Consider the following 20,273-nt stretch of genomic DNA (forward strand, 5'->3'; position numbering starts at 1 on the left):
TCAGTTGGTCCTGTCGATCATGGCGGTGCGGGCGCGGGCCTGCTTGCGCCGTTCAAATTCTTCGATCTGGCGTCGGACTTCGGCGGCGATGGCTTTTTCGTCGCTGCCAGCGGGGGGATTGATGATGATCTGATAGCTATCCTGTGACGTTGGCACCGGCGTTGTTTGTGCCGAGGCCCCGGCGGGGCCAGTGGCAATGGCAGCGGCAACCGGGGCAACGGCCATCGTGCGAACCGGGTTGGTTCGCATATTGCGCACGTTTTTGGGGGCCTGTGGTCCGGTGCCTTTTACCTCGATCGTCTTTTTGCCATCGCCAAACAGCTCGGATATCCAGCCGATTTTCTCGCCTATCCAGTCAAAGGCGGCTTTGGCTCCGCCCAACACGGAATCCCAAAGATTAATGAAAAAATCCATGATCGCCCCCCAGTTTGTCGCGATCAGGCCAATGGGGGTGAATGACAGCAAGGTTTTGATGGTTTCCCACGTTCCTGAAAACTTACTGGTGATGCTGTCCCATAAATTGACAAAGAATGTTTTGATCGGTTCCCAATAAGTGAAAATCAGCGTTGCCGCGATGGCAATGCCGCCAATGATGGCAATAAGCGGGTTTGCCATTGCCGCGACGGCCATTGCCCGCAATCCGCCGGTTACGATTGGGAAGGCAACCTTTGCGACCGACGCGACAAGGCCGATACCCTTGCTCACAATGCCAAAGCCACCCCCTAATAGACCGGACTGAATACCCAGGGCCGTCATCGCAAACCTTGCCATTGCAAACGGGCCGAGTAAGCCTGCCACTGTTGTTGCCAATATACCGCCAACAAAAATCAGCCCGGCCACACCGGCAGCAACCTTGACCAGCGTACTGGCAAGCACCGGGTTTTCCTGGACCCAACTGGTAACGGAGCGGACAACGCCGGTGGCGGACTGGATAAGCGACCGCAAAGGGGCATCATTGGTATCGGTCAAGGCGATATTCATGCCCTCGACAGCCGACCAAAACGATTTGATGTCGCCCGCCGCGTTATCGCCCATCTGTTTGGCAACGCGGGTGGTTTCGCCCATTGAATTGTTCAGAATGTCGATGAACTGGGTGATTGCGCCTGATCCGCCCTGATCAATCAGGGTGGCAAAGGCCGCCCCGGCTTCCTGCCCGGCAATGGCGGTTAATTGTGCCAGGCGCTGGGCGCTTCCCATACCTTCCGTTGACTTGGCCACATCGGCCAGAATTGCAACCATGTCCCGTGCGTTGCCGTTGGCATCCATTGTGGAAACGCCCAGTTCTTTCATGGCCGCTGCGGCTTCTGTTGGTGGCTTGGACATACGCGAAAACAGGGATCGCAGGGCCGTGCCAGCCATGCTGCCCTGAATGCCGACATTGCCAAGCATCCCCGACATAGCCGCAACGTCCTCGACAGACGCGCCGAACTCTTTGGCAATGGGGGCGGTGTATTTCATGGTTTCGCCCAACATGGTCAAGTCCACGTTGGATCGCGTAAAGGTGGCCGTCATAATGTCGCCCAGCCGCCCCATTTCGCTGGCTTTCATACCAAAGCCAGAAAGCACGTTTGACGCAATGTCCGCAGTTGTTGCCAAGTCCGTGGCCCCGGCCTTTGCCAGATCAAGCATACCGGGCATTGTTTGCAAAACTTCGTTGGCATCAAATCCGGCCATAGCCAGAAATTGCATACCGGATGCAGCTTCGGAGGCGGAAAAGCTGGTGGTCGCGCCCAGTTCCTTTGCTTGCTGGCGTAACGCCGCCATTGCTTCGGATGTTTGATCGAGGCGGGCAATCGCACCGACAGCGGACATTTGTTCGCCAAAGTCTATCCCGGCACCCGCCATGCGACTGCCAAGGGCAAGGGCACCGCCGCCGACAGCCATGCCAGCCGCGCCGCCCATTGCCATGTTCGCTTGCAGTTGCATGGTTCTCTGCATTCTGGATCGGGCTGCGGCCAGTTGGTTCGTTCGCCGTCTTGCCTGTTCCAGTGCTTGGCTTTGTTGTTCTGCCGCCCGTCGTGCTGCATCAAGGTCGCCCCTAAGTTGGCGCTGTGCCGAGGAGAGGCGCCGGGTATCGATCCCGGCAGATCGCAGTCTTTCGCGCATTTCGGCGGTTGCGGCGGAAGTGGTTGTTTCGGCCTGTCTTAGGCGTGCGACTTCCTTTCGGGCGGCGTTGAATTCCGCCCGCATCTTTCGTGTGACCCTATCGGTTGATGCAATCTGTTGGCCCAATTGCTGGGCGCGGTTTTCTGCCGCCGCAAGGGCCGTTGCATTTTGCCGGGCAGCGGCCTTTAAATCGCGGAAAGACTGGATGTTCCCTGATACCCGTTCAAGGTCTCGCACCCGGCTGGCGGCTTCACCAAGCTGGTTTCTCAACTGATCGGTCGATTGGCGCATTCGTCGGAAAGGTGCCGTGACCTTATCCGCTGCCTGCATCAGGATATTGAGTTTTAAATCAGCCATGCGATTCCTGTCGGGTATCAGGGAAGGTTATTGCTGGCGCAGGGCATCGGCTTCCATCTGAAGGAATTGCACGGCCAATTCATAGGTTTCGACCAGCTCTTCAAGACTTAGGCTGTTAAAGACGTTTGGCGGAAAGGATCCCGGGAACGCCTTCATGATGATGCCCCACGCCGTGGGAATGTCGTCAGGGACCGCTACTCGGTAAAAAAATTTACGCTGATTTCCTGCATGATCGCGAGCGCATCACGGGCATCAAGTTGCTGAACATGGCTTTCATTGATGGCAGGCATGGTAATGCGGGGCAGCAGGATAAACAGGACATTGGTGTCCAGTTCGGCAAGCTGGGTCAGCTTGACGCCGCGCAGATCGCCACTTAGCGGGCGGCGCACAGTGATTTTATCCAGCGTCTTGTCGGTGCCATAGGGCAGGGGTGATTTAAGGGCCAGGTCAAAGCTGGCATTGATGGCGCTGTTGCTAACTGCGGCAACGTCGTTGGTTTTCTTGGTCATGTTGGTCCCTTTCAAGAAAAAGCAGGAATGCCCCCCGGCGCTGCCTCTTGATCAGGATTGATCTTGTGTTATGCGGTCAGGCCCAGCGCCTGGCGCAGTTTCGCTTGCCGGTCTTCACCATTGATTTTTTCAATGCCGTTGATCATGTCGATCTCGACAATCACGTCGCCATTGACACTGTATGTCAGATAGGTGATCGGCATTTCGACCTTCATTTTTGCCATTTCACCGGCTTTCAGCGAGCCCATGTCGCTTTTCTTGAAACGGCCCCGGACCGAAATTTCAATCGCGTCTACGGTGCTGTCGGCATCGTCGGCCTTGGCGGCGGCCAGCAGGCGCACACCAATGCCCGACGCATCAGCAATGCCAAACTGTTTGATAACGTCGGTGCTGAATTCGGCGAGCGTGAATTCGATTTTCATCGCCTCGATGCCAAGGTCGAGTTCAACTTCACCCAGCATTCCGCCGCCGCGATAGGATTCCGTTACCCGTTCAAGTGCCGGGGTTACGACTTCCTCGGCTTTACCGGCATAGCCCACGCCATCAATGAAAACGTTAAAGTTCTTGATACTTTTCGGCAGCATTCCGCCATCTCCTTTTGTACAGGTTACTGATTATCGGAAAGGCGATTAAGCCGCCGCCACCATCGTTGCGAAGTCCACCAGGTAATCATCGGTGATCTTCTGTTCAAACATCAGGTTTTCGAGCGGCGGTACCGGCGTATAGTCGTAGGAAATCATCAGCTTGCCAGCCTTCAGGTTTTCCTTGCTGTTCTTTGCCGGATCAAACCAGGCTTCACCACCAATCAGGTAGCCACGCGCGACCAGATCGCGGAATTTGGCATTCACCCCGTCAATGATGTCGCGCACCAGTGTTGGGTTCATGGGTTTATCCACGGCCCAAAAGTGCGCCTCGGCCATCGTGTCGGCCAGCACCTGGGCGGTGCGGGTATAGTTTTCAAAGGCAAACAACGGATCGGCGCTGCAAGTGCGGGAGCCCCAAAAACGATAGCCTTTATTGTTGATCAGGGTGGTTACATCTTTGGCATTCAATACCCCGGCATCGGTCGCGGGGCTTTGCAGATCCCAGTATACGTCTTTGTTGATACCCGAAACGCCATTAACCGGCACGTTTGATAGTGTTTTGTGCCAGCCGATATCCTCATCGATCTGGGCGCGAAGGCCAAGGGCGCGAGCGGTCGCATAAGCGTTGCGTTCGGCGTTCGCCTGCGTGTCCCAGTTTACGAAATCGGGCCAGATCAACATCAGTTCACGCGCACCGAAACCGTCACGGTAGGCAATGGCTTCCTCGATGGTTTCGCAGCCATAGCAGGACGCATAAGCAAAGGACCGGGTCAGTTGCGCGATCGAGACCAGTTCGGCAGTGACATTTTCATTATCCAGCCCGGGCACGCCAAGAATGCGGGGCTGCACACCTAGCAGCGGCTTGGCGGCGGTCAGGGCCTGCATGCCGGTCTTTTTGCCGTTCACAACACCACCAATCAGGTTTGATGTGGTTTCGGCTTCGTCTGCGCCTTCAGGAACGCGCACGACAACCGTCAGCGGGTTGCCATGATCTTTGATCGCATCAAGCGCATAGGGCAGGGTGCCGGTTGTCCCGGCCGCACTGATCCCGTTGTTGATATCAGTGATCAAAGCAGGGCGGTTGAGCGGGAATGTATCGGCATCGGCGGTTTCGCCGGTGCAAACAACACCAATAACGGCAGTTTCAATTGTGCGGATTGGTCGGGTGCCATCGGATACTTCGATGACGCGCACACCATGATGGTAATCGGTGGCCATTATAAATCTCCGGGTTAGGGGCGGGGTCAGGAAAACGTGATGGCATAGGCACGCAAACCGGCGGCATCGTTGCTATCGGTCAGGGCGATAATCGCGTCCTTATGGGCGCGGGCCTGTTTGATGATGTCGTCGGAAAACACGCTGGCCGCATCGTTAAGCGCGATCATCTGGGTCGCATCCAGGGCCACCGGCTGGTTGTCCGCATCGATCCAGTCCATTTCAAATGCACCTGCATCGGCCTGCGCTTTCATGGCCTTGATGGCGTTCGTATTGATGCGGGTCATGCTGGCGGCATCCGCTTGATAACGATGGCCATCATATGTAAAGCCGTTCGCCAGCATCTGGTCGCGGATGGCATCAATCCGGGTTTTCAGCCGTGCGGCCACGCCATCAATATCACGCGGGGCGACTTCATAGCGGCGATGCACACTTTCCGCCTCGATGTCATAGACCCAAGCCAGTGTATCAAAATCGTCGTCGTAATCCTCGGGAAAGCTCTCATCGACCGTTAGCGGGCGGCGTAGCAGTGCGCCAGCTTCATCACGGGGCAATTCGTTGATAGGTGTTTCAAAGCCAGCGATTTCCTCGCGGATTACGGCATTGTTGACTACCACGGCATAGTGTTTTTTGTTCATTTCAGCCCTCACGTAATAGCGCCACGAATGTCGCCCTGGTTAATCCATGTGATGTTGACGTTTCCGATGATGGCTTTGCCCGCTAGGCCATAAGCCCCCCGGTCGCCGGGTGATCCGTTCTTGCCCAGATCGCCCCCGCGTCCGGCATTGCCAGCGCCAGCGCCACCGGTTGTCAGGGTGCCAGGCGAGCCGGATGTTTGTTCAGCCGCTCCCGGCCCAGGTAGGAATCCCGCGCCGCCGCCGCCGCCGACATAAACCGAGTTCCCACCAACGCCGCCACCACCACCGATGACGCCCTGGTTGTCGATGGTAATGGCGCTTGCAGCCTCGATCGCATGGCCGCCGCTATTAACCACGCCGCTGGATCGTTCAGCGAAATTACCGCCAGCCCCAACGACATAAGCCCCGGCTGAAATCAACAGGCTGATCTTCGAACCAGCCGGAAAAGCCCCGGTTTTCAGGGCAACGGCGGGGTAAGCCGTTGTTGATCCAATCTTGATGCCCGGCATGACAATGAACCGGCCAAAATAGCGGCTCGTACCATTCCACCCATTGTCCCGGGCCAGATCGGTCAGGATGACATTGTACTGATCAACACTGATCAGCACGTCCCTGGCTTGCAGGTTTGCAAGCGTTTGTGGCGAGGCATATAGCATCACGCGGCCCGCCCTTTTAAACCAACGCGCAAGCCCGCCCCGACCGGATCGATCCCAATGCCGGTAACAACCAGCGACACGGCATCGCCCTGTTTGATCGATGGATTGGCAACCAGTGTCCCGGCGTTCAAAACGCTGCTGTCGGCTGCAAAAGATGGTTTAACAGCGCAAATGGATGCGCCATTAACCCGAATGTCAAAAACCACCGGCGCACCTGAAGGTACGGTTTCAATCCGTGCGACGATGGTTTGCGGGGTGATGTCGCGGGACGCAATAACAGTGCCGTGCGTTTTGATTTCAAGGTCGGTTGGCTGGGTATCCGGGTCAAACCCGGCATTGAACGGAATGTCATAAGGCGCATCCGGGCTTACCCCAAGCTTGTCACGCAATGCCTCGACGTCCGCCTGGTCAATATGACGGGGGCGCAAACGAAAGGATTTTCGGATGAAATTAACGGTGCGCCAGACCTGATCCATCGCCTTGTTCTTATCACTCATTTCGCCCACACCACTTTGCGGTTCGTCGGTTCAATGATCAGGCGTTTGCCCGTTGTTTCAAAATGCACCTGGTCGAATGCCTGCAAGGATTCAAACACCGCGTCGTTGCACAGAATGTTCATGTGAAAGCGATCATCGAATTCGGGAGGGGTAATCAATTTACCCTCTGCATCCATAACCGGGACGGTGGTTTGCAGCTTGCCAATTGGTACTAACTGCCAGTCGTGGGTTGCACTAATCCAGTTTTTCCCGTCATGAAACACGTTGTTTGACTGGGTTTCGCCGGTCTGTTCATTGGTAACGGTGGTGGACAAGGCGGCAATCATTGCCGCCTCGCTGGCTGCAACAAGGCACAGGTCGTGATTCATGGGTTGCATCATTTTTGCACCATCGCGTTTACGTCAGCTTCAGGGAGATAGCGGGTGTAGACGGCAAACCTCTTTAACAGGGAGGTGCCAAATTTTATTTGACTCAGACCCTCTGGCATCACGACAGGACTTCCACCAACCGATGTGGCCCCGGTCTTTTTAAACCTTATATTTGCCATATCAAATGCAAGCGCGGTTAGTACGTCCGTCGGACCAGTTTGCGCGATCAAAAGAGACGTGCCGGTGGTACCATTACCTCTATAGGCTAAGCTCATTTGGCCGTTATTCGCCGCCTGGTATACGATGAGATAATTGTTTAATGTGCCATCAGAAACTCTGAAAAGTTCGGTTATGACGCCGTTAGTACCTTCAAAGAGATTTTGCGTATCGAGCAGGATCGTGTGGCCGTCAGCATCGCTATCCCAGCCTTCAAACGGGATCAGTTCGGTAAGTTTCAGGTCTGACCAATAAACATCGGTATTTGAAGGTACGCTGTCAGCACGCATATGCAATTCAAGCGCCCCGTGGGGGATAGTGATGTCGCCAGCGAAACCGGGGTTGATTTGACGTAACCCCAAAGAAACACCACCAGTCCCAATAAAATAGAATGTTCGCGTATAGCCGTTGACAGCATGAAACAACAATCTGAACCGCTTGCCTTGCCATGACGATGGCACATCCATTGCTGCGATTACTGCACCTGTGGTCGGACTGGAGACCACAAGGCCGTGTGTTGCGTCTTGTGAAATTACACCATCGTTGACTGGTGAAATCCCACTAATGGAGGCGGTGAAATCCTGTTCAAAAACGGTATCGGCTTCAACCGGCCCGATGGTTAGAACGTCAGATACGGTTACAGCAGCCGCGCCCTGCGTAATAACAGGGACAAATGACGGGGCCGGGCTGACTTCACACTGATTAAGGATGAACCAAACGGTTGCGCCTGGATCAGCTACCACGGCTAACCGCGCCGAGACACCATCGGGCATGTCCACGGTTTTATGGATGCGCTCATAACTGGTATTAGAAAACGTTTGCCCACCAAAACCGCCAGCCATATCAATGACACCGCCGTTGTCGGTGCGGCACCAGGCGGAGATAGTGGAAATTGAACCGGGACTACTGGTGTTGCCGATTACTGTGACGTATGTAGATTTGGTCCCCAAGCTATTATCAAGCTTGAAAACATTCCCGTTTAAGGTGCCTTCGTGTAGCAACTGTTTCAGGATGTGAACTTTGCCAAGTTCCTTGGTGTCATCAACGACAGTAAGCACGGCCTTTGCGTCGCCGTAAGGCCCTTGAATACCGGTTAAATCTGTTGGGGTTGCGTTCCAGTTCGCGCATGAACTGCCGTAAGCCGGTAAGGTCAATTTCCCCTTATATTCTTGGGTTTCCGGGTCGAACCAATCACGCTGCGTGCCACTTTCGACCATTGTGTATTGACCAAGTGAATTAAAGCCAATGCCTTTACCGCCCCGCGAAAACACAAACGGAGCAGGCAGGTTTTCACCCGGCTCCGCAAATTCAAGCATGCAGGGGTCGCAATCGGTGCGAAAGGCCGGTTCGATCTGGGAGGGATGTGGGTCTTTCGACGTGATGTGGTCATTCAGACGGCCCCACAAGTCGGAATAGCCAGCATCGCCTGAAAATTCGACCGTGACGGCGTTTTCTGGCAATTGCGTCCAGGCTAGGGCAAAGCGAAACACCCACGGCACCAGGTCGCCACGAAAGCCCAGATTGAGGGTATTGCTGGACCAGATTGCAAACAGCGTTCCGTCTTCCAGAAAAAAGCCCACTTCCTTAACCCAGAAATTGGGTTTGCCTGCATCGATGCGCGCTTCGACTACGATCTGTTGCGGGCCGGGGATGGCACCGGCATAAACGCCGACGCGCACCTGTTCTGACTGCATAACGGTGAGGGCCTGGGCGGCAGCCAGCGGTGCATCACTGGCATCGCGGACGGCATAACCACCATCGCCAAGGGCAATATGCGTAATTTTCGCCTGTAACCCTTGCCCATGAGCGGCAGCGACAGCGGCAAGGCCTGCGGATGTTAGAACAGGGGATAGCGACAGTTCGCTCATTTAATCGATCCTCATGTCGATGGTAGCAGTGCGAAAGACACAGGCCACGCCAGCAACGGCGGCGTTACTGACTGCCGATGTACCGGTACAATCCAGCGCCGCGTCGGTGATGGTGTAGGCGCTGGCGGCACAGGTGATTCCCAAGGCGCTGGCCGGTTCGATGGCGTGTCGAATGTCGGCCAGGTGGCTACGCACATTTTTGGTGGCCATCACTGTTTGATAAATTTTGTCCTGGTCATCGGCAGAAAGTCCGCCGCCGGAGCCGAATTCGATTTCAAACGTGTAGGGCTGGCCTGGTTCGTTTTTCTCGAACCACTCAATGATCGTGACAGGATCAAGGTTCAAAGCCTTCAGGGCGCGCTTGACCGCCCCCCGTGTGCCTTTGCGGCGATGGACTTCGTAGCTTTCATCGATCACCTGGCGTTTGACCATTTCGGGCCAGGCGGGATCCCACGTATCGACGGAAAAGGACCAGGCAAGCCACGGCAGAAAAGCGGCAGGGCAGGTCCAGGGATCCCAGAGCGTATCAATCAGCACATCGATATCGTCGATATTGCTGGTGGTTTTTTCCAGGGCCCTTTCAAGGTCGGTCGCGTTTGGGGGCAAAAGGCTCATTTCGCCTCCAGCACAGTGACGGTCAGGCCAATGCAAAAGGCGAATTGATCGTTTGCCGGTTCGATGTCGGTAAATGGAGTGGTGCCATCACCGTAATAGATGATGGCTTTGCGGACGCCATCGACACGGGCGGCTTTGTGCAAGCCATCGATCGTAACCGGTTCGCCCAATTTTCGTTGTGACACGATAAAGGCGTTCAGGCTGGTTTCGGACGCCTTGCGCACGACTTCGGCATCAGGCCCCGAATAGACCTGAAGAAAAACGCGAACGTTATAATTGATGGTGGTCGCGGCTTTGGCCGATACCCTGTCTGTCAGGGGGCGAACGTCTTCGTTGTTCAGGGCATCATCAACGGCGGCAACGACTTCATTGGTCGGGATGCCGTTATTGCTGTTTGACATGACTGTGACAATAACAACGCCCGGTTCGGGGCTGGCGATATCGACGTCGTAAACATCAGGATGCGCCGAAAGGGCGTGATATTTATATGCGCCGATGGGGCCAGCCGTGCTTAGGGCCTCAAAGGCCAGCAGGATACGAATACGGAAGGCTTCGTCTTTTTCCATGACGGCCGGCACAGGGGGCACAGCCGTATTATCGGCGGGGGTAATAACTTGGCGGGCGACATGATATCGCGCACCGATATTATCGAGATCAGTCCCTGTGGCGGTTGCGATCATGCAGGCGCGAGCCGCGTCATTGATGCGCTGGCGCAGGATGACTTCGCGCAGCGCCGCTTCTTCCAACAGTTTCACCACCGGATCGGATTCCAGTTCGGAATCCCAGTCCGGTAAAATACCGGCAGCGTCAAACAGGGCTTTTGCCCGCGCCTTGCGTTCGGCAAGGATGGTTTCAAAATCGATTGTTTTGACAATATCAGGGGCGGAAAGCGCGCCCAGATCAATGGCGTCAAAGCGTGTTGTCATGATGCTGCCCCTACCTTGATTTCGTAGGTAACAGCTTCACCATCATCCTTGATATGGCTGGAAAGTGCGACTTCGGCTTTGCCATCAAATCCCACGGAAACAGAGACCTTTTGCAGGTCAAGGCGCGGTTCCCAGCGTTCAATTGCATCGGCGGTCGCGGCAATAAGCTGGCTGGCCCCGGTGGCGTTGCCCGGGCTGTCGATCAGATCATAAATATATGACCCATACTCGCGGCGTTTCACACGGGTGCCGACAGGTGTGGTCAGAATATCGCGAACCGACTGGCCGATATGATTGCGTTTCGTAAGTGCCGTGCTGGTCAGGTTGCTGATGCCATAGGTCATGTCTTAGCCCCCAACCGTGAAGCGGGTTTCGCCCTGGGCAACGGTTGAACCACATGCAACCGGATCGCCAATGCGGCCAATCTGGCGACCGGCAACGGTAAACCGGGGCGCACCAGCGGCCAGAATAGAAGCGTGTGTTTCGGGGATCGACGGGCAGGTATGTGCCCCCCAGGCATGGCCTTGGCAATGAACCGGGATACCGCGCACCGTGAAACGGCTTTCGCCCTCGACATTTGGGCGTGGCGGCCAACAGCCGTGGCCCGATCCCATGTGGCCTTTCAGTGTCACTGCGGGCATCAGGAATCCTCCAGCGCACTGATATGTTCGGCATCCAGCGAGAGCTTACCGCCAGCCTTGATGCGGATGGCACCGGAAGCCGTTAATACGAGATCACCCACGCTGTTCAGGGTCATGGTTTTGCTGTTGGTGTCGTATTTGGCGATGGTGCCGTCCTCCCACTGAACGATATCGACCGCGCCGTCGGTCGATACGCTGGGGAGAGAGCCTGAATAAAGAACCTGAAGGATGACGCCGTTAGATGGGTCGCCGCTGGGAGATGCGACAACGACTTGCGTGCCGGGGCGCAAATGATTGGTGCCACGATGGTTTTGACCAATCACGCCGGGCACCGGTAGCCACTGGCTTTTTCTGCCATTTACGTCCAGCTTGACCAATGCGCGTGCGTGATCTGCATCGGTAATGGTTCCGATAGCGATCAAATTCTGGATCATGCGCAGGATTTCGGCGTTTTCTGTCATGCGCCGATGATGACCACAGCTTCAAAGGGTGGTCATGGTGCGACTGGTTGAATGATTATGAAACAACCACTGGCGATTAGTGCCCGCTGGCAATCTCGTTAATCAGCCGGTCGCGGATCATCGCCATATCTTCCCTTGAGATGCCAAGTAACGGGCGTTCAGGATATTTGATGCGGGGGCCGCCTGCCTCGACATAATCAACCGAGCCAAAGTGATGAACCGCCGCGATTGCAGCGGTTTTGCCGGTAAAGCCTACCGATGCGCCTTGCGGTGTGGCCGTCATTTGCATGCGACGCGCCTTGCGAAAACCCAGCATCATTTTTTTCGCCCCGCGTATTTTACCTTCGCTGTCGCGTTTGCGCGGTTCCCAGGGCTTTCCTTCGGGATCCTGTTGTTTGGTAATGCGTTGCTTGTTGCGCTTGCGGATTTCCCGGGCAATGTCGCGCAGCAGGCGTTTGCGGCCTGCCGGTGACAATGAGGCTATGGCCTGTTCTATCCAGGCATCAAACCTTTCAAAGCCATTGAATTCGCCTTGTGCCATTACGTCAGACCGGGAAAATAGGTGCCCATATCGATATCGCGGACATCGGCATCGCGCTGGTAATTCAATCGGGTGCCGTTGTCTTCCAACACAACAACAGTTGTTTCGCTTAGATTGACCTTGATCGACACATCTGCGGCCTTGGTGTTGATGATATCGACATGAAATTCAAGGGCGTCCTGGTCGCGGTCCGGGCAGTTTTCATCGACCCATTTGGTCATCAAAAATAACAGGTCTTCGGGGTTTCCGGCATAGTCTGTCAGGATCAGGTGAGCGACATAATTGATCTGGAAATTTGCGTTTGTTGTGCTATCGCCCTGTAGGCATCGAACCGTGCCTTTTTCAGCAAAGGTCAAAAGTTCCTTTGCCTTAATGCCCAGACCCGATTTCAGCAGGAAGTTTCGGGCGTCAGTCAGCTTTTGCATGTCTGCCTTCCTGTAATTCGTGAATGCGCCGGATTTTGCCGTAACAGTCGTCGTGCGCTTCAATCAGATTGACGATAAGATTTGCGACTTTGGCATCGGTAACGGGTAGCTCCGGCAGGGCTGGCCGGGGCGCACATGCGGTTAGTTCAACGGGGATATTCTGTTTAACGAGTTTGATCTTTGTGACCGGCACCGGCGTTGCGCAAGCTGTCAATAAGCCCGTGAACAGCAGGGCCAACACACCCATTGCGCGGCGCACTGGTAATTTCCCTGCGTAATTCATCAAGCTGGGATGTGACTTTTTGGCGACGTATTTGTTCGGCAATGATGGCAGCGTCAGCACGACGTTTTTCCGCTTCGTATCGGCTGATTTCGGCAACGTTTGACCGGTTGATGGTTCTAAGTTCGCGCACATCGGCTTGTCTCGCTTCAAGCTGGGCATTGACTGTTTGAAGGCGCAACCACAGGAAACCGATGGTGGTTGCCAGCGCGACACCGGCAAGTAGTTTCCAGTTTGCACCGGCTAATCGCAAAATTGCGAGCCCCGGCATGGTCAGTCCCCCAGCAACATGATTTTGAAATAGCGCCAGACGTGATCGACATAGTTGATGGTTTCGCGACTGTGTGCGCCGGTGACTTGCGGTAGGCAGGTGATGATTTGTTCATAGCCATTTGCGCCCTGGCATTTGGCCTGGGCTGCCAGAATGTTGCCAAGGCCACCATTGTAACTGGCCAGCGCCAGGCTGTGCCTGTCGGTTTCGGGGCGCGGCGCAGACCATTGTGCCCTAAGCCGCCCCATGTAGTAGGCCGCCGCCTCGATCGACAATTCAGGGGCGAAGGCAGACGCATTGGCCGGAAAATCCAATTCGCCCGCAATCTGGTCCCAAGTACCGGGCATGAATTGGCAAAGGCCCATAGCGCCAACGGGCGAAATGGCCCCGGTTTTAAATCGTGATTCCTGCCAACATTGGGATTTCAGCAGCCGCCAATCCACGCCGGGCATGTATCGCCCTGTCGATTTCCTGAAATCACTATCGTACTGATCAGGAAATGACCCAGCCAAACAGGATGCAAATGGCCAAAATACGACAGCCAAGATAAATAGAAATTGCCTGATCATCTGCTCGCCTAATCCATGATTTGAAATCAAAGTGAGTGCGTTTGTCGAGACTGCTTAGGGAAAGGCGGGCTGCGAAAAATGCGATCATGGCGCAGGCGCATTTAAACAGGATCGATAGCACTATGATCAAATCCATCACGTTTTCCTTTCTGCTTTCAGGTTCGCGGCCTTCAGTGCCAGGCGGTAATGCAGGTGCTTGTAAATCCAATTGACGATAAAGGTGCCGATGGCGACCACGGCAGAAAGCATTGCGAGTTTTTCGTTTGTCGATAGCCCCACCAGAAAGCCGGACCCCGATGCCGCGTAGGCGGTGATCGTCGTTTTATCCATCTTCAATCCCATAGGTTGACGCCACGCGACGGTGTGACTTTGCGGTCTGGCAGGTTGATTTCGGTGCCGTGGGGCAAATGAATGCCCAAACGGGCCAAGCCCGGGTTTGCCTCAAGAATGGCTTCAACCATTGTGCTGTCGCCGAAATGGCGAAAGGCAATCAGATCAACGGTATCGTTTTGCTGTGCCCGAACGGTTTTCATCAGATCAATTCCACGACAGTCCGCTTTCTGGCCATAAGACGCGACAAGGCCTCATTCCATGCCTGAAGCCAGCGATCAGACGTTGCCTCCAGGGCATCGGCGCGATCATGGCCGGATTTTGTGCTGTCATAGTCGCGTGTCGTATCGACCATAAAAGATCGTACACGGGCAGAAATCGCAGTCAGATACAGGTGAACCTTTTCAGGTGTATCGCCATATGTTGCGCATGGCACATCGGCAAGGCGGTCGGCCACTTGGCTAGTGCGCCACTGTGACAGAACCGCATTCGTTTCGATCATGGCGTCCCGCGTTGCTGTCGCGATTTGCATGTCGGTAAAAATATCGGTCAGGCCTGTGCGGTTGCGGATGTCATCAAGATCGATGTCGGGAAAAAATCCGTCATTCTCGATCGTGCTGTTGTTCGTATTCGGGTTGCCCGATGGGATGAAGCTGGTCATGGCGCTGCCCGCTCAAAGGGGAGGCGGGCGACGGCCAAATAAGGGGCAACAGATAAATCTGTGATCCTTCATTCGCGCCGCCGCCGCGCCGGGGGGACCTGGTCAGGCATCAGCCGGTTTTGTGTCGGCGTCAGCAATCAGTTTTTCGAGTTTCGTGATCAGGGTTTTAACCCCGCATTTCGGATTGAATTGCAGGGCGGTTTTAAGGTGGTTCACCGCACTGGCCGGATCGGTGTCCGCAAGCAGGGTGCCCGCCGCTTTATGGGCTTTGGCGCGAACTTCGTCGGGCATATCAAACCCGTTTGTCAGTTCGATCGCGTTAAGCAGGGCAGGCAATTGCTCGATCGCGGGTTCGTTGTCCGCGATTTCATCAAGGATGGTGGTCGCGATATTGCGATTAAAGCCCTCTGGCATTGTCATGCCGGAATCCAGGGCATAGGCGGCAATTTCAAGCGCACCATTGATGTCGCCAGTATCAAGCCGCCACAACATGATCGTGACGAGAATATCATCCTGTGCGCCAGCTTGCGCGGTCATCACCCCGTCAATATAGCTGTCATATTCCGGCAGTAACTCGGCCTTGACGTTTGCCTTTTCAACTCTGCTTTGGATAGCTTTTAGGATTGCCTTATGGCTGGCGAGAAGGGCGCGAAATTTTGCCGCAATACCAGCCTCTGCCGGGACGGCGGCGGCCCCGCTCGGGGCGGCTGCCTGCTTTGCGGCAAGGGTTGTTTCAAAATGTTTGCGTGCAGGGGATTTCATTATTTCCAGCCCCCGGCACCATCTGGCAACAGGATGTTGTCGAGAAGGGCGCACGCGCCAAAATCTTCGACGACATAGGCCTCGTTGACCGAATTGAAATCTTCAATGCGATCACGTTTCGGGTTGTCGGCAATCTGGCGACGGCGCGAACCGGTCTGCCAGTAGATCGACAGGTTCGACATTTTGGTAATCAGGATTCCCCGTGACGGGAAGAACGGCACCCCCATACCCGGCAGATTGCCGAGTGTTTTATTTGACATCAAGGTGCGTAGCGCGATTTTTTCCGTCGGCTTGTCATTGGCATTGACCAGGCCCAGATATTTATCGGAAAGCAGGGCGCGACCCGTGATGGCAACCAGACCGCTATCGTCGCGGTACCAGGGATCAAGCAGTTCGTTTACTGCATCGAACACAAAGGCATCCATGTTGTTATAGTCGCCACCATCGCCAACTTTGATGCCGTCAAGGACACGCTCTCCCGCATCGTTGCGAATGTGCTGAAGCCAGCCGGTATTAACATCCTGAAGCAACGGGTTCGACGCAAGATCAGTTTCAGGTTCTGCCGTTAGGCCGTTAAAGCCGATCATCATGCGGTCACGCGCAATCTGTTCAATGACCTTGTTGCGCAGGCGCGGCTGAAAGTCCGGGAATTTTGCCCAGGTATCCAACTGCTTATAGGTGATATAGGTATCGAAATCGGTTTTCTTGGCGGTATAGGTGCGCCGCGTCATGCTGCCTACCGGGCGCGGACTGCGATCCTTGTTCGTGGTATCGGTGCGGCTTGCGACCGGGTTGTCGATGCCAAGACCAATGACTTCCCCGGACATTTCATCAACAGGAACAATGTTGATTTCCTGCAGGAAGTCCGCCTGTTCCTGAATGCGGTCTTCCATTTTCTGTTCAATGGTCGGTTCAACAGAAAATTTGGTGGTGGCGTCATCAATACCGTTCAGTTGCGCGATATGCGCGGCATAGGCATTGAACATGTTACGGGTATTGTTTTTCATCTGAATTCCGTTCTGTAACAGAAGATTGGAAGGCTGCGGATCAGCAGTCGGTCATATTTTCGGATGCGGCACCGGTGCTTTTGGCGCGACCCGGGCTGGCGGGTTCGGTCGACAGCTTTTCCGTCAGATCGGTAATGACCTGGTTCAACTTGGTGACTTCCGCCTGAAGGGCTTCATGGTCCTTTGTGTTGACCTTGCCGGTTAGCTCGGTGCCCAGTGCCGTGACCTGTTCTGCAATCGCAAGGGTGGATTGTTCGATCTGGCTGAAATTGGCGTCGTCGGCTTTTGCCTTGCCTGCAAGGATCTGTTTTACCCGGGCAAACAGGTCGAGGCCTTTGGCTTTGGGTTCATCATCTGCCTCGATCGCGTTGCCCTCGACGGCTTGCGATTTGAGGTTTTCGGGCAGCTTGCCGGAATTCTCGGTGGTAAATTTGATGATTTCCGTACCCAGCGAGGCCGGGTTATCGGTAATGGCAAGTCCCTGGCAATAGGCCTCGCCGGTACCCGCAAAGTTCGGGTTCATCTCGATCGACCAGTAAACTTTCTGGCGGGCCTTGTTGAGTTTGACCAGAGCATCAGTCGCATCGATTTGCGCCAGCAAAACGCGGTTGCCGTCTTTGTCGTCTTCGGCTTTTAGGGCCAAAACATCGCCATATGCGGGGAATTCACCCTGGGGGCGCAGGCTCATGATGTGTTCGCAATTAATCCGTGCCCCGTATTTGTCCGGGTCATAGTTTGCGGCCATCTGGTTGATCTGTTCGGGGGAGATTTCGCGGCCATCAATCGTTTTGCCGGAAGTCGCGACACGGAAAAATTTGGTTTTCATCGCTTCAGCTTCTGTTGTCAGGGAACGGCATCAAAGTTCGCCAATGCTGCTGACAAGTGGGGGGAAACATCAAATCCCCGGTGGTTGTTAACGGACAAAACAACCACCCTGCAAATGCTGTAAGGCGCGGTGTCTGTAACCTGCGGGCATGACACACACCGACGCAAGCAGGCGCATGGAAGCGCGTAATCTTTACCATCAGGCATATAGCGTGGCCGAAATTGCCAAACGGCTGGGTGTGCCCTATGGCACCGTTGATGCGTGGAAACGCCGCGACAAATGGGACGAAACGCCGCTTGTGGTGAAAATGGAAAGTGCCGTTGATGTCCGTCTGTTGCGCCTGATTGCCAAGGAAGAAAAAACAGAAACCGACCTGAAGGAAATTGACCAGCTCGGAATCCTGTTGGAACGGACATCGCGCATACAGAAATACGAACGCACCGGAAAGGAGGCCGACTTAAACCCCAAGATCGAAAACCGGAACGAGGCCAAAAAACAAAAGGCCAAGGGCAAACAGAAAAACTTCCTGTCAGAAGAACAGGTTCAAAAGCTGGTTAATGCCTTTGAGGACGGTTTGTATGACTACCAGATCGAATGGGGAGCGGCGAAAAAATACCGCGAACGCAATATCCTGAAATCGCGCCAGATCGGGGCGACCTGGTACTTTGCCCGCGAGGCGTTAATTGATGCGATAACGACCGGCGATAATCAGATTTTCCTGTCGGCCTCCAAGGCCCAGGCACATGTTTTCAAGCAATATATCCTTGATTTTGTGCGCGAAGTGACCGACGTCGAGCTGAAGGGCGACCCGATTGTCCTTTGGAACGGCGCAACGCTGTATTTCCTTGGTACTAACAGCAAAACCGCGCAGTCCTATCATGGTCATGTGTATCTCGATGAATATGCGTGGATCAGTAAATTTCTGGAATTCCGCAAGGTCGCCTCGGCAATGGCGACGCACAAGAAATGGCGGAAAACCTACTTTTCAACACCATCCACCATTAATCACGATGCCAATGCCTTCTGGTCCGGCGAAGCCTTTAACAAGGGCAGGGCCAAGGCAGATCGCGCCACGTTCGATGTTTCGCATGAAGCCCTGAAACACGGGGCAGTCGGGCCAGACGGGCAGTTCCGCCAAATGGTCACGATCATGGATGCCGTGGCATCCGGCTGCGATCTGTTCGATATTGATCAGCTAAAGCGCGAATACAACGATCAGGATTTTCGCAACCTGTTCATGTGTGAATGGGTGGACGATACCGCCAGTTACTTCCTGTTTGACGAATTGCGCAAGTGCATGGTCGATGCGTGGGAAGTCTGGGAAAAGGACTTTGCCCCATTTGCCGACCGCCCGCTGGGTAATTTGCCGGTCTGGATCGGTTATGATCCGTCCGAAGGCGGCGACCAGGCATCGATTGTGGTGGTGGCCCCGCCGCAACACAGCAAAGGCAAATATCGCGTTGTTGAAAAGATCAATGCCACCGGTTCGGACTGGGCCGCGCAGGCCGAAATCATCCGCCGGTTAACCCAGCGATACAATGTTCAGCATATCGGCATCGATGCCACGCAAATCGGCAGTGGTGTTTTCCAGCTTGTCCAGGCGTTTTTCCCGGCGGCAGTGCCAATCAAATATTCCGCCGAGGTTAAAACCCGCCTGGTTCTGAAGGCAAAGCATCTGATCAGCAAGGGAATGCTGCAATTCGATCTGGGCTGGTCGGATGTGTGTATGGCTTTCATGTCGATCCGCAAAACCAGCACGGCATCTGGCGGGCAAATGACCTTTGCCGCGTCCCGTTCCAAAGAAACCGGCCACGCCGATGTGGCCTGGTCAATTATGCACGCGATTGACCGTATCGATTTCCTTGATTTTAACGAAACCGGGGTTTCCGTTGGCGCAGATAGCCAGCGGCGATCCATTGTGGAGATTTGCTAAATGGCGCAGGCAAAAAAGCGCACTGAAAAACCGGCCCCCAAAGCCCAGGCTTTCACCTTTGGTGATCCTGAACCGGTGCTGAACAAACGCGATATAATGTCCTATTTCCATTCGGCGTTTAACGGTTCGTATTACGAACCGCCTATCAGCTTTGACGGGCTGGCAAGGTCGCTGCCCTCCAACCCGCATCATGAAAGTGCGATCCGGTTCAAGGTTAATCAGTTGGCCGCGCATTTCATCCCGTCAAAATACCTGAAACGCCACGAATTCACGCGCATGGCGACCGACTATTTGGTGTTTGGCAATCTGTTTGCCGAATTGCACTGGTCCCGCATGGGCACACTCCTGGACGTGACGACCGCTCTTGCCCGCTGGACCCGGGTCAAAAAAGACAATCGCTATGTCATGTTGATTGACGGCAAGGAACACGAATTTGAACCGGGCAGCATTGCCCACCTTCAAGAGCCCGATATCAATCAGGAAATCTATGGTTTGCCCGCCTATACATCGGCCTTGCAATCGGCCTGGTTAAACGAGGCGGCTACACTGTTTCGCCGCAAATATTACCTGAATGGCAGTCACGCGGGTTTTATCCTGTATGTGAATGATGCGGCGGCCAATGCCGAGGATATTGATGCCCTGCGTGACGCGATGAAAAATGCCAAAGGTCCGGGCAATTTCCGTAACCTGTTCTATTACGCGCCCAACGGCAAAAAGGAAGGCATTCAGGTCATCCCGATGTCGGAAGTCACGGCAAAGGATGACTTTTCATCGATGAAAAACGTCACCCGCGACGACATTCTGGCCGCACATCGGGTGCCACCACAATTGTTAGGCGTCGTTCCTGTCAATGCCGGGGGCTTTGGCAGCATTCAGGACGCCGCAGAGGTTTTTCACAACAACGAAATTCGGCCCGTGATGGCGGCGCTGGAGGGGTTGAACGATATGATCGAGGAAAAGGTAATAGGGTTTCAAGATTATCTAGGGTCAGAACTCATTAACCTTTAACTG

Annotated in this window: 27 protein-coding genes; 2 read left to right on the forward strand and 25 right to left on the reverse strand. The window is 54.7% G+C overall.

The genetic code is table 11. The features are described 5' to 3' along the window. From TH25_RS18510 to TH25_RS18630, 25 genes are all read right to left on the reverse strand, one after another. A complete protein-coding gene (locus TH25_RS18510) occupies window positions 1-2,463 on the reverse strand; it encodes a phage tail tape measure protein (RefSeq protein WP_114089782.1) in 2,463 nt (820 codons plus the stop codon). Between the two features lie 27 nt (window positions 2,464-2,490). Continuing rightward, a complete protein-coding gene (locus tag TH25_RS25510; RefSeq protein WP_258549215.1) occupies window positions 2,491-2,619 on the reverse strand; it encodes a hypothetical protein in 129 nt (42 codons plus the stop codon). Window positions 2,620-2,657: 38 nt separating this feature from the next. Further along, a complete protein-coding gene (locus TH25_RS18515) occupies window positions 2,658-2,972 on the reverse strand; it encodes a phage tail assembly protein (protein ID WP_114089783.1) in 315 nt (104 codons plus the stop codon). 68 nt (window positions 2,973-3,040) lie between these two features. Further along, a complete protein-coding gene (locus TH25_RS18520) occupies window positions 3,041-3,556 on the reverse strand; it encodes a phage major tail tube protein (protein WP_114089784.1) in 516 nt (171 codons plus the stop codon). A gap of 45 nt (window positions 3,557-3,601) precedes the next feature. Then, on the reverse strand, window positions 3,602-4,774 hold the full coding sequence (locus TH25_RS18525) for a phage tail sheath protein (RefSeq protein WP_114089785.1): 1,173 nt from the start codon (window positions 4,772-4,774) through the stop codon (window positions 3,602-3,604). A 26-nt stretch (window positions 4,775-4,800) separates the two neighbouring features. Then, entirely contained in the window at window positions 4,801-5,409 is a 609-nt protein-coding gene (locus tag TH25_RS18530; protein ID WP_114089786.1) for a DUF4376 domain-containing protein, read from the reverse strand. A gap of 8 nt (window positions 5,410-5,417) precedes the next feature. Then, a complete protein-coding gene (locus tag TH25_RS18535; protein ID WP_114089787.1) occupies window positions 5,418-6,065 on the reverse strand; it encodes a hypothetical protein in 648 nt (215 codons plus the stop codon). Beyond that, window positions 6,065-6,562 carry a hypothetical protein gene (locus TH25_RS18540; protein WP_114089788.1) on the reverse strand — a complete coding sequence of 166 codons (498 nt, stop codon included), beginning with the start codon at window positions 6,560-6,562 and terminating at the stop codon, window positions 6,065-6,067. The genes TH25_RS18535 and TH25_RS18540 overlap by 1 nt, the downstream gene beginning before the upstream one ends. Beyond that, on the reverse strand, window positions 6,559-6,930 hold the full coding sequence (locus TH25_RS18545; RefSeq protein ID WP_147253047.1) for a hypothetical protein: 372 nt from the start codon (window positions 6,928-6,930) through the stop codon (window positions 6,559-6,561). The genes TH25_RS18540 and TH25_RS18545 overlap by 4 nt, the downstream gene beginning before the upstream one ends. An 8-nt stretch (window positions 6,931-6,938) precedes the next feature. Then, the gene (locus TH25_RS18550; RefSeq protein WP_114089790.1) at window positions 6,939-9,014 is read right to left on the reverse strand and encodes a phage tail-collar fiber domain-containing protein; all 2,076 of its coding nucleotides are present in this window, start codon (window positions 9,012-9,014) and stop codon (window positions 6,939-6,941) included. Beyond that, on the reverse strand, window positions 9,015-9,629 hold the full coding sequence (locus tag TH25_RS18555) for a phage tail protein I (RefSeq protein WP_114089791.1): 615 nt from the start codon (window positions 9,627-9,629) through the stop codon (window positions 9,015-9,017). Continuing rightward, complete coding sequence (locus tag TH25_RS18560; RefSeq protein ID WP_114089792.1) at window positions 9,626-10,555, reverse strand: baseplate assembly protein; 930 nt, start codon at window positions 10,553-10,555, stop codon at window positions 9,626-9,628. Before TH25_RS18560 ends, TH25_RS18555 begins: the two co-directional genes overlap by 4 nt. Beyond that, window positions 10,552-10,899 carry a GPW/gp25 family protein gene (locus TH25_RS18565; RefSeq protein ID WP_114089793.1) on the reverse strand — a complete coding sequence of 116 codons (348 nt, stop codon included), beginning with the start codon at window positions 10,897-10,899 and terminating at the stop codon, window positions 10,552-10,554. Before TH25_RS18565 ends, TH25_RS18560 begins: the two co-directional genes overlap by 4 nt. Before the next feature lie 3 nt (window positions 10,900-10,902). Further along, a complete protein-coding gene (locus tag TH25_RS18570; protein WP_114089794.1) occupies window positions 10,903-11,196 on the reverse strand; it encodes a PAAR domain-containing protein in 294 nt (97 codons plus the stop codon). Next, window positions 11,196-11,657: a phage baseplate assembly protein V gene (locus tag TH25_RS18575; protein WP_114089795.1), complete on the reverse strand. Its 462-nt coding sequence runs from the start codon at window positions 11,655-11,657 to the stop codon at window positions 11,196-11,198. The genes TH25_RS18570 and TH25_RS18575 overlap by 1 nt, the downstream gene beginning before the upstream one ends. A 76-nt stretch (window positions 11,658-11,733) precedes the next feature. Then, window positions 11,734-12,198, reverse strand: coding sequence for a phage virion morphogenesis protein (locus TH25_RS18580; protein WP_114089796.1), 465 nt, complete (start codon window positions 12,196-12,198; stop codon window positions 11,734-11,736). Then, a complete protein-coding gene (locus tag TH25_RS18585; RefSeq protein ID WP_114089797.1) occupies window positions 12,198-12,623 on the reverse strand; it encodes a phage tail protein in 426 nt (141 codons plus the stop codon). Before TH25_RS18585 ends, TH25_RS18580 begins: the two co-directional genes overlap by 1 nt. 164 nt (window positions 12,624-12,787) lie before the next feature. Then, the gene (locus TH25_RS18590) at window positions 12,788-13,174 is read right to left on the reverse strand and encodes a hypothetical protein (RefSeq protein ID WP_114089798.1); all 387 of its coding nucleotides are present in this window, start codon (window positions 13,172-13,174) and stop codon (window positions 12,788-12,790) included. A 2-nt stretch (window positions 13,175-13,176) separates the two neighbouring features. Beyond that, complete coding sequence (locus TH25_RS18595; protein ID WP_114089799.1) at window positions 13,177-13,626, reverse strand: transglycosylase SLT domain-containing protein; 450 nt, start codon at window positions 13,624-13,626, stop codon at window positions 13,177-13,179. Between the two features lie 252 nt (window positions 13,627-13,878). Then, window positions 13,879-14,073 carry an HP1 family phage holin gene (locus TH25_RS18605; RefSeq protein ID WP_073955806.1) on the reverse strand — a complete coding sequence of 65 codons (195 nt, stop codon included), beginning with the start codon at window positions 14,071-14,073 and terminating at the stop codon, window positions 13,879-13,881. Window positions 14,074-14,075: 2 nt separating this feature from the next. Then, window positions 14,076-14,276: a tail protein X gene (locus tag TH25_RS18610; protein WP_073955807.1), complete on the reverse strand. Its 201-nt coding sequence runs from the start codon at window positions 14,274-14,276 to the stop codon at window positions 14,076-14,078. Continuing rightward, on the reverse strand, window positions 14,276-14,734 hold the full coding sequence (locus TH25_RS18615; RefSeq protein ID WP_114089801.1) for a head completion/stabilization protein: 459 nt from the start codon (window positions 14,732-14,734) through the stop codon (window positions 14,276-14,278). The genes TH25_RS18610 and TH25_RS18615 overlap by 1 nt, the downstream gene beginning before the upstream one ends. 102 nt (window positions 14,735-14,836) lie before the next feature. Further along, on the reverse strand, window positions 14,837-15,496 hold the full coding sequence (gpM, locus tag TH25_RS18620) for a phage terminase small subunit (protein WP_114089802.1): 660 nt from the start codon (window positions 15,494-15,496) through the stop codon (window positions 14,837-14,839). Next, on the reverse strand, window positions 15,496-16,503 hold the full coding sequence (locus TH25_RS18625; RefSeq protein ID WP_114089803.1) for a phage major capsid protein, P2 family: 1,008 nt from the start codon (window positions 16,501-16,503) through the stop codon (window positions 15,496-15,498). The genes gpM and TH25_RS18625 overlap by 1 nt, the downstream gene beginning before the upstream one ends. Before the next feature lie 40 nt (window positions 16,504-16,543). Beyond that, entirely contained in the window at window positions 16,544-17,329 is a 786-nt protein-coding gene (locus tag TH25_RS18630) for a GPO family capsid scaffolding protein (protein ID WP_114089804.1), read from the reverse strand. A 148-nt stretch (window positions 17,330-17,477) separates the two neighbouring features. Between TH25_RS18630 and TH25_RS18635 the strand changes: the two genes are divergently transcribed. Both TH25_RS18635 and TH25_RS18640 read left to right on the forward strand, forming a co-directional pair. Continuing rightward, the gene (locus TH25_RS18635) at window positions 17,478-19,262 is read left to right on the forward strand and encodes a terminase large subunit domain-containing protein (RefSeq protein WP_114089805.1); all 1,785 of its coding nucleotides are present in this window, start codon (window positions 17,478-17,480) and stop codon (window positions 19,260-19,262) included. Continuing rightward, window positions 19,263-20,270 (forward strand): phage portal protein, encoded by a 1,008-nt coding sequence (locus tag TH25_RS18640; protein ID WP_114089806.1) that lies wholly within the window; start codon window positions 19,263-19,265, stop codon window positions 20,268-20,270. The last annotated feature ends 3 nt before the right edge of the window (window positions 20,271-20,273 follow it).

The organism is Thalassospira profundimaris (assembly GCF_003326755.1).
Taxonomy (GTDB): domain Bacteria; phylum Pseudomonadota; class Alphaproteobacteria; order Rhodospirillales; family Thalassospiraceae; genus Thalassospira; species Thalassospira profundimaris_B.

What these genes read in the sequence shown, in the direction of transcription:
- TH25_RS18525 (WP_114089785.1), bottom strand. Translation starts at nt 4,774, where the DNA reads ATGGCCACCGATTACCATCATGGTGTGCGCGTCATCGAAGTATCCGAT.
- TH25_RS18540 (WP_114089788.1), bottom strand. Translation starts at nt 6,562, where the DNA reads ATGAGTGATAAGAACAAGGCGATGGATCAGGTCTGGCGCACCGTTAAT.
- TH25_RS18535 (WP_114089787.1), bottom strand. Translation starts at nt 6,065, where the DNA reads ATGCTATATGCCTCGCCACAAACGCTTGCAAACCTGCAAGCCAGGGAC.
- TH25_RS18585 (WP_114089797.1), bottom strand. Translation starts at nt 12,623, where the DNA reads ATGCAAAAGCTGACTGACGCCCGAAACTTCCTGCTGAAATCGGGTCTG.
- TH25_RS18565 (WP_114089793.1), bottom strand. Translation starts at nt 10,899, where the DNA reads ATGACCTATGGCATCAGCAACCTGACCAGCACGGCACTTACGAAACGC.
- TH25_RS25510 (WP_258549215.1), bottom strand. Translation starts at nt 2,619, where the DNA reads ATGAAGGCGTTCCCGGGATCCTTTCCGCCAAACGTCTTTAACAGCCTA.
- TH25_RS18635 (WP_114089805.1), top strand. Translation starts at nt 17,478, where the DNA reads ATGACACACACCGACGCAAGCAGGCGCATGGAAGCGCGTAATCTTTAC.
- TH25_RS18595 (WP_114089799.1), bottom strand. Translation starts at nt 13,626, where the DNA reads ATGCCCGGCGTGGATTGGCGGCTGCTGAAATCCCAATGTTGGCAGGAA.
- TH25_RS18560 (WP_114089792.1), bottom strand. Translation starts at nt 10,555, where the DNA reads ATGACAACACGCTTTGACGCCATTGATCTGGGCGCGCTTTCCGCCCCT.
- TH25_RS18530 (WP_114089786.1), bottom strand. Translation starts at nt 5,409, where the DNA reads ATGAACAAAAAACACTATGCCGTGGTAGTCAACAATGCCGTAATCCGC.
- TH25_RS18625 (WP_114089803.1), bottom strand. Translation starts at nt 16,503, where the DNA reads ATGAAAAACAATACCCGTAACATGTTCAATGCCTATGCCGCGCATATC.
- TH25_RS18610 (WP_073955807.1), bottom strand. Translation starts at nt 14,276, where the DNA reads ATGAAAACCGTTCGGGCACAGCAAAACGATACCGTTGATCTGATTGCC.
- TH25_RS18580 (WP_114089796.1), bottom strand. Translation starts at nt 12,198, where the DNA reads ATGGCACAAGGCGAATTCAATGGCTTTGAAAGGTTTGATGCCTGGATA.
- TH25_RS18555 (WP_114089791.1), bottom strand. Translation starts at nt 9,629, where the DNA reads ATGAGCCTTTTGCCCCCAAACGCGACCGACCTTGAAAGGGCCCTGGAA.
- TH25_RS18640 (WP_114089806.1), top strand. Translation starts at nt 19,263, where the DNA reads ATGGCGCAGGCAAAAAAGCGCACTGAAAAACCGGCCCCCAAAGCCCAG.
- TH25_RS18630 (WP_114089804.1), bottom strand. Translation starts at nt 17,329, where the DNA reads ATGAAAACCAAATTTTTCCGTGTCGCGACTTCCGGCAAAACGATTGAT.
- TH25_RS18515 (WP_114089783.1), bottom strand. Translation starts at nt 2,972, where the DNA reads ATGACCAAGAAAACCAACGACGTTGCCGCAGTTAGCAACAGCGCCATC.
- TH25_RS18575 (WP_114089795.1), bottom strand. Translation starts at nt 11,657, where the DNA reads ATGACAGAAAACGCCGAAATCCTGCGCATGATCCAGAATTTGATCGCT.
- TH25_RS18570 (WP_114089794.1), bottom strand. Translation starts at nt 11,196, where the DNA reads ATGCCCGCAGTGACACTGAAAGGCCACATGGGATCGGGCCACGGCTGT.
- TH25_RS18510 (WP_114089782.1), bottom strand. Translation starts at nt 2,463, where the DNA reads ATGGCTGATTTAAAACTCAATATCCTGATGCAGGCAGCGGATAAGGTC.
- TH25_RS18615 (WP_114089801.1), bottom strand. Translation starts at nt 14,734, where the DNA reads ATGACCAGCTTCATCCCATCGGGCAACCCGAATACGAACAACAGCACG.
- TH25_RS18605 (WP_073955806.1), bottom strand. Translation starts at nt 14,073, where the DNA reads ATGGATAAAACGACGATCACCGCCTACGCGGCATCGGGGTCCGGCTTT.
- TH25_RS18520 (WP_114089784.1), bottom strand. Translation starts at nt 3,556, where the DNA reads ATGCTGCCGAAAAGTATCAAGAACTTTAACGTTTTCATTGATGGCGTG.
- TH25_RS18590 (WP_114089798.1), bottom strand. Translation starts at nt 13,174, where the DNA reads ATGCCGGGGCTCGCAATTTTGCGATTAGCCGGTGCAAACTGGAAACTA.
- TH25_RS18545 (WP_147253047.1), bottom strand. Translation starts at nt 6,930, where the DNA reads ATGAATCACGACCTGTGCCTTGTTGCAGCCAGCGAGGCGGCAATGATT.
- gpM (WP_114089802.1), bottom strand. Translation starts at nt 15,496, where the DNA reads ATGAAATCCCCTGCACGCAAACATTTTGAAACAACCCTTGCCGCAAAG.
- TH25_RS18550 (WP_114089790.1), bottom strand. Translation starts at nt 9,014, where the DNA reads ATGAGCGAACTGTCGCTATCCCCTGTTCTAACATCCGCAGGCCTTGCC.